Consider the following 13,250-nt stretch of genomic DNA (forward strand, 5'->3'; position numbering starts at 1 on the left):
TTTTAACTTGATGTAAAGAGGGGCATCGGCTGATAACTCCTGTTAACTCCCGAATAACTCCCGATAACTCCTTTTTTCGCAATTCAGTTCTGCTTGACTATCTGTCGTGTTTTTTGAATGAAATCAGAAGGCTTTGTAAAGAATAAGTTACCCTGCCTAAAGAATGCTTTTTGGGGGGACCCGCTCCGTACCAAGGCCTTACCAACTCCATACCTTCTTCGGACGTTCTTCGGATAAAAGTACTTTTATATGGAGAAGGTACGGAGCAGGTACGAAGGAGATACGGAGCAGACTATGCTGTAGGGCCGATTTTTGAGGCCGCTGAAGGCATGAATTGATGGTTGACTCATATTGTATGCGAATTGGTGGAAAGGATTGAAATGTCAATAATTGTTTATGAATAATATCTGCCTGAGCTTATTCGGGACGAAAGAAGAAATCTCGGACAAATTTTCAATTACATTTATTTTTCACTATTTTTGTCACCCGATTCATGCTAAAAAAGAACAATGAAGAATATTATTTTTTATGTGTGGGCGTGTGCGGCTGTGGGCTTGTTTGCCTCTTGTTCGTCGCAGGAACAGCGTCGGGACGATAGCTTGTTGATACAGATGCAGGATAGTGCGGTCATTGGCGGTCCGCAACGGATGCAAGTATCTGATGTGAAAACTACTTTTACTTATAAGGGAAAAGAGTATCAATCGTCTGTGGTGCGCCGCCCCGATGAAACGTTGCCCGTGGTGTCGGTTGAGGAAGAAGGAAAGTATTATGACAACCGTATCACGCTGCGCATCAGTTGCGGTGGCAAGCAGGTGGTGGACAAGGTGTTCACTAAAGAGAGCTTTGCCTCGCTGGTTGATGCCAAGTTTATGAAATATGCCGTGCTCGAAGGGTTGGTCTATAGTGAGACAACGGATGGAGGGATTATTTACGCCGCCAGTGTGGGCTATCCGCAATCCGACCTCTACGTGCCTATCCGGCTGACCATTACCGCCGATGGCAAAATCTCCATGTCGAAAGAAGAACTGATGGAGGAGTATCGGGGAGGCGAAGAAGCAAAGGAGTAATCCGTCTCTTCTAAATTTTGAATAGATAGAAACCATGAAGAAGATAATAAACCCCTGGAAGGATATGGAGGGCTACAATTGTTTCGGGTGCTCTCCGGATAATGAATCCGGTGTACGGATGGAGTTTTATGAGGACGGTGACGAGATTGTAAGCATCTGGAAGCCGCGCCCGGAGTTTCAAGGATGGCTGAATACGTTGCATGGCGGCATTCAGTCGGTGCTGTTGGATGAAATCTGTGGTTGGGTGGTCTTCCGTAAGTTGCAGACCGCCGGCGTGACCTCGAAGATGGAAACCCGTTTCCGCAAGTCCATATCGACCAACGATACTCATTTGGTCTTGCGGGCCTCGATGCGTGAGCAGAAGCGGAATTTGGCTCTGATAGAGGCACGCTTGTATAACAGTGCCGGCGAATTGTGTACGGAAGCGCTTTGCACCTACTTCACCTTCCCGAAGGAGAAGGCGGAAACGGAAATGTATTTCAAGCGTTGCGATGTAGAAGCAGAGGAGATATTGCCGTTAATTTGAACCTCATTCTTTGAATTTTTAATTAAAAACAAATATTCTGTGATAATTGTTTGCTTGTTTCATAGCTTTAATTTATTTTTGTCGCGTTAAAACAGAAGAATATGAAAAAATGCGTTGCACATCATCATCATCATTATCCTGACGAGTAATTCGGTGGGCGTATGAGTGTATGTGTGTGACAGATGACATAGAAACGAGGCTTGCCGGATGTGGAGGCAAGCCTCGTTTTTTTGTTTTTCAAGTCTGCCTGTGGAGAGTGAGGGTGTCTGTGCCCGAAAGGATTAAAAGAAGAAACAACTATAAAAACAATAGAATAGAATTATGTTAAGAATTGCAGTACAAGCCAAAGGTCGTCTATATGATGAGACAATGTCTTTTTTAGAAGAGTCGGATATCAAGTTGAGCGCGGCGAAGCGTTCGTTGCTGGTGCAGTCATCCAATTTTCCTATCGAAGTGCTGTTTCTGAGGGATGACGACATCCCACAATCGGTGGCTACAGGTGTGGCGGACATCGGCATTGTGGGCGAGAATGAATTTGTGGAGAAGAAGGAGGATGCGGAGATCGTCAAACGGTTGGGCTTCAGTAAGTGCCGCCTTTCGTTGGCCATTCCGAAGGATATCGACTATCCGGGAGTGCGGTGGTTTGAGGGAAAGAAGATAGCCACCTCTTATCCGGGTATCCTTACCGACTACATGAAGGCGCAAGGAGTCGATGCGGACATACACGTCATCACCGGTTCGGTGGAGGTGGCGCCGGGCATTGGTTTGGCTGATGCCATTTTTGATATTGTAAGCTCCGGATCTACATTGGTGAGCAACCGTTTGAAGGAGGTGGAAGTGGTGATGAGGTCCGAAGCCTTGCTGATTGGAAACAAGCGTATGAGCAAGGAGAAGAAGGAGATATTGCGCGAATTGTTGTTCCGCATGGATGCTGTCAAGACGGCGGAGGACAAGAAGTACGTATTGATGAATGCCCCGAAAGAGAGATTGGACGAGATTGTTGCCGTGCTTCCGGGCATGAAGAGTCCGACGGTGATGCCGTTGGCGCAAGAGGGTTGGTGTTCAGTACATACAGTGCTTGATGAGAAGTGTTTCTGGGAAATCATCGGCAAGCTGAAAGCGCTGGGCGCGGAAGGCATTCTGGTGCTGCCGATTGAGAAAATGATTGTTTAATGGAATGAAGCATGAAGAATTTAAGTGATTCCTCATTATTAAAATAGTTTTTTTATGATACTGATAACGAACCCGGATAAATCCCGGTGGCCGGAAATTTTAAAACGTCCGGTGATGAATATGGAGAACCTGTTTGATACGGTGCGCGGCGTCATCGACCGTGTGAAGACGGAGGGCGACTGTGCTGTGTTGGATTATGAAGAGAAATTTGATAAAGTAACACTGGCTTCGTTGGTTGTGTCGGAGGGCGAACTACAGGAAGCAGAACAGCTGGTGAGCGAGGAGCTGAAAGCGGCTATCGCTTTGGCGAAGCAAAACATCGAGACTTTTCATGCCGCGCAACGCTTTGAAGGCAGGAAGGTACAGACCCGGCCGGGCGTGACTTGTTGGCAAAAGGCGGTTGCCATTGAAAAGGTGGGATTATACATTCCGGGGGGGACGGCGCCGCTCTTCTCTACGGTGCTGATGCTTGCTGTTCCTGCTAAAATTGCCGGTTGCAAGGAGATTGTGTTGTGCACTCCGCCGGATAGCCATACGGGCAAGGTGCATCCCGCCGTATTGTATGCCGCCAAAGTGGCGGGTGTGAACCGCATCTTCAAGGCCGGAGGCATACAGGCGATAGCTGCTATGGCATACGGAACGGAAAGCGTGCCCAAGGTTTATAAAATATTCGGCCCCGGCAATCAGTATGTCACAGCTGCCAAGCAGTGGGTGGGGTTGCGTGATGTGGCGATAGACATGCCTGCCGGACCTTCTGAGGTGGAAGTCCTTGCCGATGAGACCGCCAATCCCGTCTTTGTGGCCGCCGACCTGCTGAGCCAGGCAGAGCATGGAGTGGACAGCCAGGCCATGCTGATTACGACCTCCCGCCGGCTGCAACAGGCTGTCAAGGAGGAGGTGGAACGCCAGTTGGCACTGCTGCCCCGCAAGGAAATCGCCGAGAAATCTCTTGCCAACAGCAAACTGATTGTGGTGGACAATCTGGAAGAAGCCATTGCGCTTACGAATGCTTACGCTCCTGAACACCTGATTTTGGAGGTGGAAGATTACTTGTCCGTAGCCGAACAGATTACGAATGCCGGCTCTGTATTTTTAGGTTCGCTCACTCCGGAGAGTGCGGGCGATTACGCATCGGGCACCAACCATACCCTGCCCACCAACGGTTATGCCAAAGCGTACAGTGGGGTCAGCCTCGATAGTTTCATCCGTAAGATAACCTTCCAGGAGATAACGCCGGAAGGCATACAGGCTATCGGTCCCGCTATTGAGGTGATGGCCGCCAACGAACACCTGGATGCGCATAAGAATGCGGTCAGTGTCCGGCTGAAAGCGCTGAATACGAAATGTATTTAGACACGGATTACGCGGATTAATTAAAGAGAAAACCCGTGTAAATCAGTGTAATCCATGCCTAAAAGAGTCTCTGAAAATAATTATCAATTATCAATTTTTAATTGTCATTTAAATGAAGCCCTTACAATCTCTTACCCGCCCGAATATCTGGAAGCTGAAACCTTACTCTTCGGCGCGTGACGAATACAAAGGTGCCGCCGCATCTGTTTTTCTCGATGCTAACGAGAATCCTTATAATATGCCTTACAACCGTTACCCGGATCCGATGCAGCACGACCTGAAGGCGGAGCTGTCGAAGATAAAGAAGGTGCCTGCCGAGAACATCTTTTTAGGAAACGGCAGTGATGAAGCCATTGACCTGCTATTTCGTGCTTTTTGCGAACCTCGTGTGGACAATGTGGTGGCTATCGACCCTACATACGGCATGTATCAAGTCTGTGCGGACGTGAATGATATAGAGTACCGGAAGGTATTGCTGGATGAGCATTTCCAGTTTTCGGCAGACCAACTGCTGGCGGCGACGGACGAACATACAAAGCTGATTTTCCTTTGCTCGCCCAACAATCCCACCGGCAACGACTTGCTTCGTAGCGAGATAGAGAAACTTGTCCGCTCCTTTGACGGATTGGTGGTTGTGGACGAAGCGTACAATGACTTCTCCGAAGCTCCTTCTTTTCTGGAAGAGTTGGAGAAGTATCCGAACATCATCGTCTTGCAGACCTTCTCCAAAGCTTGGGGATGTGCCGCCATCCGGTTGGGTATGGCGTTTGCCTCGCCGGAGATTATCGACATACTCAACAAGATAAAGTATCCCTACAACGTGAACCGGTTGACACAAAAACAGGCCATGGAAATGCTGTCCCGCTATTACGAGATAGAGCGTTGGGTGAAGACCTTGAAAGAGGAGCGTGGCTTGCTGGAGGCTGAATTTGCCAAACTGCCCTGCACGGTGCGGTTGTTTCCTTCCGATGCCAATTTCTTTCTGGTGCGTGTGACGGATGCCGTGGCCATTTACAGCTATTTAGTGAAAAAAGGCATCATCGTCCGCAATCGCCATTCCGTTTCTCTCTGCGGAAACTGTTTGCGTGTGACGGTGGGCACACGCCTTGAGAATGAAACGCTGTTGGAGGCAATGAGAGAATATAGGGGTTAGAAGGAGTATCGGCTTTTAACTCCCTCAAAAAAAAAGAACAACAATGAAAAAAATACTTTTTATCGACCGTGACGGAACATTGGTGATAGAACCTCCCGTTGATTACCAGTTGGACTCTTTGGAGAAACTGGAATTTTATCCGAAAGTGATGCGTAACTTAGGTTTTATCCGCAGTAAACTTGATTTTGAGTTTGTGATGGTGACCAATCAGGACGGGTTGGGTACCGCCTCCTTTCCCGAAGAAACCTTTTGGCCGGCACACAACCTGCTGATGAAGACCCTGGAGGGAGAAGGCATCACCTTTGATGACATTTGCATTGACCGCAGTATGCCCGAAGACAATGCGCCTACCCGCAAGCCACGTACAGGAATGCTTGCCAAATACTTGAACAATCCTGAATATGACCTTGCTCAGAGCTTCGTCATCGGCGACCGTCCCACGGACGTGGAATTGGCGAAGAACATAGGCTGTCGGGCCATCTTGCTGCAAGACGGTACCGACTGCTTGAAATCTGTGACTGAAGGTGGAAGTGCCGCTTGCGAGGGACTTGAAGGCTATTGCGCCCTTGCCACCAAAGATTGGGATAAGGTGGCTGAATTTCTTTTTGCTGGTGAGCGGAAGGCAGAAGTGCGCCGTACCACTAAAGAGACTGACATCCGCATTGCCCTGAATCTGGACGGGAACGGACATTGCGATATCAGCACCGGATTGGGCTTCTTCGACCACATGCTGGAGCAGATAGGCAAACATGGCGGCATGGATCTGACCATTCAGGTGAAGGGGGATTTGGAGGTGGACGAGCATCATACCATCGAAGATACCGCTCTCGCTTTGGGAGAGTGTCTTTATCAGGCGTTAGGCAGCAAGCGTGGCATTGAACGTTACGGCTATGCCCTCCCGATGGATGATTGCCTCTGTCAGGTGTGTCTGGATTTCGGCGGTCGCCCGTGGCTGGTATGGGAGGCTGAGTTCAAGCGTGAGAAGATAGGGGAGATGCCTACCGAAATGTTTCTGCACTTCTTCAAGTCGCTGAGTGATGCCGCTAAGATGAACCTTAACATCAAGGCGGAAGGACAGAACGAGCACCACAAGATAGAAGGCATCTTCAAAGCGTTGGCGCGTGCGCTGAAGATGGCGGTGAAACGGGATATTTATCATTTTGAGCTGCCCAGTTCAAAGGGGGTGCTTTAGCAAAGCCCCCTATAATGTTCGGATATGGTTTCTATGTTGATAGGGGTGCAGTGCAGTTTGCCTTCATAAAGTTGCGTTTGGGCTTGATAAAGCTGAGGTTTGTTTTCGTCAAGTTGACCTTTGTACTATTAATCCCTGTTTTTTCTTGCCGTATTGTCGCATAAGTCGGGGTTTATCTGTAATTTTGTAGTCGAATAAATATATAAAGTAATTATGTCGCATTTGGCTCCCTTGATAGCTGATTTAGCTCTGATATTGATTTGTGCAGGCATGATGACCCTGCTTTTTAAGAAGTTGAAGCAACCTTTAGTGCTGGGATATGTGGTGGCGGGATTCCTTGCCAGCCCCCACATGCCTTATACGCCTTCGGTGGTAGATACGGCACACATACAGACGTGGGCGGACATAGGTGTTATCTTCCTGCTCTTTGCGTTGGGGCTGGAGTTTAGTTTCAAGAAGATTGTCAAGGTGGGAGGGGCGGCTGTCATTGCCGCGTGCACCATCATCTTTTGCATGATACTGCTGGGCGTGATGGTTGGTGCCTGCTTTGGCTGGCAACGGATGGATTGTCTCTTCTTGGGCGGTATGATTGCGATGTCATCCACCACTATCATTTATAAGGCGTTTGACGATTTAGGACTGCGCAAGAAGCAGTTTGCGGGGTTGGTGCTCAGCGTGCTTATTTTGGAAGATATTCTTGCTATTGTATTGATGGTGATGCTCTCTACGATGGCGGTGAGCAATAATTTCGAAGGCGTGGAGATGCTGGGGAGCATTGCCAAACTGGTTTTCTTCCTTATCCTTTGGTTTGTGGTGGGTATTTATCTGATTCCGGTGCTGTTGAAGAGTTGCCGTAAGTTGATGAGCGAGGAAACCTTGTTGATTGTCTCCCTCGGGCTTTGCTTCGGCATGGTGGTGATGGCGGCGCATACCGGTTTCTCGGCAGCTTTTGGTGCCTTTATAATGGGCTCTATCTTTGCAGAAACGGTGGAGGCGGAGAGCATCGAGCGATTGGTGAAACCGGTGAAGGACTTGTTTGGCGCTATCTTCTTCGTGTCGGTCGGCATGATGGTGGACCCGGCGATGATTGTGGAGTATGCAGGGCCTATTGTTGCGATAACGCTGGCGGTCATTCTTGGCCAGTCCTGTTTCGGAACGCTGGGGGTATTGCTGTCGGGACAACCGTTGAAGACAGCATTGCAGTGCGGTTTCAGTTTGACACAGATAGGCGAATTTGCCTTTATCATTGCTTCGTTAGGCGTTTCGTTAGGTGTCACCAGTCAGTTTCTCTATCCCATCGTGGTGGCGGTATCTGTTATCACCACGTTTCTGACTCCCTATATGATTCGCTTGGCGGAACCTACTTCCAACTTTGTGGATGCGCACTTGCCTGAAAAGTGGCGGAAATTCCTGAACCATTACGCTTCCGGCTCCCAGCCGGTGAACCACGATAGTTTGTGGAAGAAGCTGATTCTCTCGTTGGTGCGGATTACGCTGGTCTATTCTATCATTTGCGTGGCGATTATCGCTTTGGCGTTCCGTTTCGTGGTTCCTCTCTTACAGCATAGTCTGCCCGGTTTTTGGGGAAGCTTGCTTTCGGCAATGGTCATTATTCTCTGCATTGCTCCCTTCTTGCGTGCCATTATGATTAAGAAGAACCATTCTGTGGAGTTCGTGATGTTGTGGAACGACAGTCGCGGAAACCGTGCGCCGTTGTTGGCAACCATTGTGTTGCGTCTGTTGCTGGGCATTTCGTTTGTGATGTTCGTCATTGCCGGATTGTTCAAATGGTCGGTGGGATTGGTGTTTGGGGTGGCACTGTTGCTGGTGATATTGATGGTGTTCTCCCGGCGGTTGAAAAAGCAGTCTATCTTGATAGAGCGGACTTTCTTTCAGAACCTTCGCTCACGCGATATACGTGCGGAGTATATGGGAGAGAAGAAACCCGAATATGCCGGACGTTTGCTGTCGCGCGACTTGCATTTGGCCGACTTTGTGGTTCCCGGTGAATCGGAGTGGGCGGGCAAGACGCTGGCGGAGTTAAATTTCGGAAAGAAGTATGGCATTCATGTCGTTTCCATCCTCCGCGGCAGGAAACGGATTAACATACCGGGAGCATCCGTTTGTCTTTTTCCGCAGGACAAGATACAAGTCATCGCTACGGATGAGGAACTGAATCTTTTTGGTGAGGCGCTGGACAAGGCCGCTGCCATGCAGATGGATGTGATAGAGAAGAGCGAGACGAAATTGTGCCAGTTCCGTGTGGACGAACATTCGCCCTTCCTGAACAAGACGCTGAAGGAGGCGGGCATCCGTGAGAAATACCATTGCCTGATAGTGGGCGTTGAACGAGGTGACAACACCCTGCACGCCCCCAATCCGTATGAACCTTTTGCGGAAGGTGATGTGGTGTGGATTGTCGGTGAGATTCACGATGTCTATCAGCTTACCAACTCACCATATAATTATAATGAAGAATAAAGAATAACTTTGTGGTACAATTTGCATGCACACTCTAATTCTTCACTCTTCATTCTTTATTTTTTTAGAGTTTGTTCAGTATCTTATCCATCACCCAATTGGTCAGCGTGGCGCTTTCTCCGTTGCATGTGCAGGTGGACTTTCCTAACAGATGGTCCACTACAGCTTGGATAAGCGGTTGCTGGACGTAGATGGGATTCTCTACGATGATTTCTTCTCGTCCCCGCTCCGTTTGCAGTGTAATGGGATCGTAGGTGAATACGGAGAAGCAAATCCTTCCTTTGTCCCCAATGATCTCGATGCGGTCTTCGCGGGCGGATTCGTGAGCGACAAAACACCACGAACCGCTGCCTACCAGTCCGTTGTCGAATTGGAAGCAAGCGCTCAGGGTGTCTTCTGCCGGATATAGCCCGCCCCGGTTGCTTTTATAGCCGTTGGCTTCGAGGATGCAACCGAAAATCTCTTGCAAGAGGTCTATCTGGTGAGGTGCGAGGTCGTAGAAGTAGCCGCCACCGGCAATGTCCGGTTGTACGCGCCACGGCAGGTTCTCTTTGTTGTGGTCGAGGTCTCGGGGAGGCTGTGCGAAACGGATTTGGATGTTGATGACGTTGCCAATTTCTCCTTCCGTTATCAGCGATTTCACTTTTTGGAAATAAGGCAGGTAGCGGCGGTAGTAAGCGACAAAGCATGGCACACCGGTTTCTTGAGAGATGCGGTTGATGCGGCAACACTCTTCGTAAGTGACAGCCATCGGCTTCTCGATATAGACGGGTTTGCCTGCCTTCATTGACATAATGGCGTAGGTGGCGTGCGATGAAGGAGGGGTAGCTATATATACGGCATTCACTTCCTTGTCATCAATCAGTTCTTGCGCGTCATCGTACCATTTGGGAATACCTCTCTCTTCGGCATAGGTTTTAGCCTTGTTGCTGTGTCTGCTCATCACGGCAACGACTTCCGAATTCTCTATCTTCTGAAAGGCGGGGCCGCTTTTATATTTGGTCGCTTCTCCACAACCGATAAATCCCCATTTTATTATTTTCTCGCTCATTTCTATAATATGTTAATGTGCGCATTCTCACATTTTATTCATCAAAATCAAATTCAAAGTCGAAATCATCTATATATTCGGGAGTGATGAACTCCTCAAGGCTGCGGCGGTCCTTTTTGGTCGGGCGCCCGGTACCTTTGGCACGGTTGACGAAACCGCTGATGCGGCTCATCTCCAGCAGTTCGTATTGATCGGGCGTGGTCACGTTTTCCATCATTTCATTGACGACTTTTGCGCCGACCCGTTTTTCAATGGCTTGCAGCACCTTGAATGAGTAGGTGACGGGTGGTTTGCGTACTTGGATAACGTCTCCCGGTTTCACGGTACGTGCCGCTTTCGCTTGTGCTCCGTTTATGCTGACACGCCCTTTTTTACAGGCTTCGGCGGCGATGGTGCGTGTCTTGAAGATGCGTACCGCCCACATCCATTTATCGATTCTGGCTTCGCTCATTTCTTGTTGTATTGATTCATCGTGATATCTATGCCTGCCAGGCAGAAACTTTTGATAATATCTCCGGCAGTTTTCAATCGTTCTTCCATGGTTTTCCAATCTTCATCGGTGAAGTGTCCCAATACAAAATCAATCTGCCCTCCGCGGGGAAAGTCGTTGCCGATGCCAAACCGCAGACGGGCGTAATTCTGTGTGCCCAATGTGGCGGCAATGTGTTTCAGTCCGTTGTGTCCGGCATCGCTTCCTTTGCCTTTCAGGCGTAGCGTGCCGAAGGGGAGTGCGAGGTCGTCCACCACTATCAGGACGTTTTCCAAAGGGATGTTCTCTTTCTGCATCCAGTAGCGCACGGCATTTCCGCTGAGGTTCATATAAGTAGAAGGCTTTAGCAGCAACAGTTGGCGTCCTTTGACCGACAACGTTGTAGTGAAACCATAACGGCCATCGGAGAAGGTGATGCCTGCCGCTTTTGCCAGTGCATCCACTACCATAAATCCGATGTTGTGGCGGGTTTCGTGATATTCGGGTCCGATGTTACCTAATCCTACAATTAAGTATTTCATTGAATTCAGTTTTTGGGTAGAAAAGAACGCGGATTATCGCAACTTTTCGCGGAAATCGGTTGAAATCTGCGTAGGCTGCGTTAATCCGCGTTCCTATGTATTTTTGAGTCTGTCTCTTAAGCTGAGTAGATTAGTTGTTGGCAGCTGCAGCGGCACCTCTTGCGGCACGAGTCAGCTTAACGGCGCATACCACAGCTTCTTTGGCGTTCAGCAATTCCAGTCCTTCGTATTGCAATTCGCCAACTTTGATGGTCTTGCCGAGTCCCAAGTGAGAAACGTTGACAATCAGTCTTTCGGGAATGCTGTTGTACAAAGCTCTTACTTTCAGTTTACGTATCTGGAGAGCCAGCTTACCACCGGCTTTCACACCTTCTGCCAAACCTTCCATTTGTACGGGAACTTCCATAACGATGGGTTTGGATTCATCAATCTGATAGAAGTCAACGTGCAGGATGGTATCCTTTACAGGGTGGAATTGGATATCCTTCATAATGGCATTAACTTTTTTGCCATCGATAATCAGGTCCACTACATAGATGTGGGGAGTGTAAACCAATTTGCGCAGACCTTCTGCAGGTACAGTGAAGTGGATATTTTCGCCACCACCATAGAGTACGCAAGGTACACCGTTGTCTTTACGAATAGCTTTCAGCGCTCTAGCTTGTTCCGAAGAGCGTTCTGCAATAGTTCTTGCAGTTCCTTTTACTTCAATTGATTTCATTTTTTTAATTTTTTTGTGTTACTCTAAATTAAGTAATTCTTTGCTTAATTCACCATCACACGGCGTGGTTTCCACGCGATGTTGCAAAAAAGCGGTGCAAAAGTACTGCTTCTTTTCGAATTATCAAAAAAAGTGTATCAAAAATCAATGTCTATTTTGATTTCTTCTTCTAGTGAAGAGGATTTCCTTTCTTTTCCAAAAGATTCTTCTTTGTGGGCATTTGCGGTTTCCGCTCCTTCGTAGGATTTGGAGTAGCACCCCTGTTGTTCCTGAATGAAACCGATGGCTTGTTGGAGTCCCGTCATGAATTTTTCGAAATCTTCCTTGTAGAGGAAAATCTTGTGTTTCTCAAAACTAACCTGAGGGTCATCTCCTTCGCCCATTACTATTTTTTTGCTTTCGGTGATGGCGAGAAACATTTCGTCTTTTCTGTTTTTCTTGACGTCCAAATAGTAGATGCGCTTGCCGGCTTTGATGGATTGGGAGAACACAATTTCTTTGTCGTTCATATCCGCTACGCTTTTCTTCTTAAAATCTTCCATACGTATAATAAGTCTCAATTTTGATTTATTCTTTAACATCTGTAGCTCGTCCTTCGTAACTTGTCTCTTGTATCTTGTCACTCGTCACTCATTACTCGCCATTCATAGCTTATAGCTTCTTTATCGGCCTCAAAATTGATGATTTTTTTTAAACTATCAAAAGAAAATGGGCGGATAATCAATATCTGCATTAAAAAATGTGATTTATTTATGTAAACTCATTAAAAATGCCTACTTTTGCGGCTGTTAAAACACTACAACATTACATAGAATTATGATCAACAGAGTTCTTATTCGTCTTAAGATTATACAGATTGTATATGCTTACTATCAGAATGGCAGTAAAAATTTAGACTCAGCGGAGAAGGAATTGTTTTATAGCCTATCAAAGGCGTACGACCTTTACAATTATCTGCTGATGCTGATGGTCGCTTTGACAAACTATGCGCAAAAGCGTATTGATGCGGCTAAATCGAAGTTGGCTCCCACCGCGGCGGAGCTGTATCCCAATATGAGGTTTGTGGAAAACAAGTTCATAGCCCAATTGGAAGTGAACAAGCAGTTGGCGGATTTTGCAGCCAACCAGAAACGTACGTGGGACAACGAAGACGATTTCGTTAAGAGGTTGTTTGAGAAAATTGTGGAGTCAGATATATATAAGGAATATATGGCTTCTGAGGACAAGTCTTACGAATGCGACCGTGAATTGTGGCGGAAGTTGTACAAGACTTTCATCTTTAATAATGAAGAGTTGGATAGCCTGCTCGAAGACCAGAGTCTTTATTGGAACGATGACAAGGAGATTGTAGATACCTTTGTCTTGAAGACCATCAAGCGCTTTGACGAGAAAAATGGGGCTAACCAGATGTTGTTGCCCGAATTTAAGGATGAGGAAGACCGGGAGTTTGCCCGCCGCTTGTTCCGCCGTTCTATTCTGAATAGTGATTACTACCGTCATCTCATCAGCGAGAATATTCGTA

General features: G+C 47.7%; 13 protein-coding genes. 8 read left to right on the forward strand and 5 right to left on the reverse strand.

Annotated features, from left to right (window positions below; genetic code table 11):
* The first annotated feature begins 509 nt into the window (after positions 1-509).
* The 7 genes from K2G43_RS13055 (at position 510) to K2G43_RS13085 (ending at position 8,945) form a co-directional block, all read left to right on the forward strand.
* Entirely contained in the window at positions 510-1,067 is a 558-nt protein-coding gene (locus K2G43_RS13055) for a DUF4738 domain-containing protein (RefSeq protein ID WP_297644617.1), read from the forward strand.
* Between the two features lie 34 nt (positions 1,068-1,101).
* A complete protein-coding gene (locus K2G43_RS13060; RefSeq protein WP_297644619.1) occupies positions 1,102-1,593 on the forward strand; it encodes a PaaI family thioesterase in 492 nt (163 codons plus the stop codon).
* A 321-nt stretch (positions 1,594-1,914) separates the two neighbouring features.
* Complete coding sequence (gene hisG, locus K2G43_RS13065) at positions 1,915-2,766, forward strand: ATP phosphoribosyltransferase (RefSeq protein ID WP_300155952.1); 852 nt, start codon at positions 1,915-1,917, stop codon at positions 2,764-2,766.
* Between the two features lie 54 nt (positions 2,767-2,820).
* Positions 2,821-4,119 (forward strand): histidinol dehydrogenase, encoded by a 1,299-nt coding sequence (hisD, locus tag K2G43_RS13070; RefSeq protein WP_300155955.1) that lies wholly within the window; start codon positions 2,821-2,823, stop codon positions 4,117-4,119.
* Between the two features lie 112 nt (positions 4,120-4,231).
* Positions 4,232-5,272: a histidinol-phosphate transaminase gene (gene hisC / locus K2G43_RS13075; protein WP_300155958.1), complete on the forward strand. Its 1,041-nt coding sequence runs from the start codon at positions 4,232-4,234 to the stop codon at positions 5,270-5,272.
* A 43-nt stretch (positions 5,273-5,315) separates the two neighbouring features.
* Positions 5,316-6,464 (forward strand): bifunctional histidinol-phosphatase/imidazoleglycerol-phosphate dehydratase HisB, encoded by a 1,149-nt coding sequence (hisB, locus tag K2G43_RS13080; RefSeq protein ID WP_297645005.1) that lies wholly within the window; start codon positions 5,316-5,318, stop codon positions 6,462-6,464.
* 213 nt (positions 6,465-6,677) lie between these two features.
* Positions 6,678-8,945, forward strand: coding sequence for a cation:proton antiporter (locus K2G43_RS13085; RefSeq protein ID WP_300155961.1), 2,268 nt, complete (start codon positions 6,678-6,680; stop codon positions 8,943-8,945).
* 64 nt (positions 8,946-9,009) lie between these two features.
* Here K2G43_RS13085 and K2G43_RS13090 read toward each other — a convergent pair whose 3' ends face one another.
* From K2G43_RS13090 to K2G43_RS13110, 5 genes are all read right to left on the reverse strand, one after another.
* Positions 9,010-9,996, reverse strand: a complete 987-nt coding sequence (locus K2G43_RS13090; protein ID WP_297645119.1) for a Gfo/Idh/MocA family oxidoreductase — start codon at positions 9,994-9,996, stop codon at positions 9,010-9,012.
* A gap of 34 nt (positions 9,997-10,030) precedes the next feature.
* On the reverse strand, positions 10,031-10,447 hold the full coding sequence (locus tag K2G43_RS13095) for an RNA-binding S4 domain-containing protein (protein WP_300155964.1): 417 nt from the start codon (positions 10,445-10,447) through the stop codon (positions 10,031-10,033).
* Positions 10,444-11,007, reverse strand: a complete 564-nt coding sequence (pth, locus tag K2G43_RS13100; protein WP_297645124.1) for an aminoacyl-tRNA hydrolase — start codon at positions 11,005-11,007, stop codon at positions 10,444-10,446. The genes K2G43_RS13095 and pth overlap by 4 nt, the downstream gene beginning before the upstream one ends.
* A 130-nt stretch (positions 11,008-11,137) precedes the next feature.
* Positions 11,138-11,728, reverse strand: coding sequence for a 50S ribosomal protein L25/general stress protein Ctc (locus tag K2G43_RS13105; RefSeq protein WP_297645127.1), 591 nt, complete (start codon positions 11,726-11,728; stop codon positions 11,138-11,140).
* Between the two features lie 137 nt (positions 11,729-11,865).
* Complete coding sequence (locus tag K2G43_RS13110) at positions 11,866-12,270, reverse strand: PUR family DNA/RNA-binding protein (RefSeq protein WP_297645130.1); 405 nt, start codon at positions 12,268-12,270, stop codon at positions 11,866-11,868.
* Positions 12,271-12,544: 274 nt separating this feature from the next.
* On the opposite strand from K2G43_RS13110, the gene K2G43_RS13115 reads away from it, so the two are divergent.
* The coding region (locus K2G43_RS13115; protein WP_300155969.1) for a transcription antitermination factor NusB at positions 12,545-13,250 on the forward strand (706 nt) is incomplete at its 3' end.

This window comes from Bacteroides sp. (assembly GCF_029057325.1).
Taxonomy (GTDB): domain Bacteria; phylum Bacteroidota; class Bacteroidia; order Bacteroidales; family Bacteroidaceae; genus Bacteroides.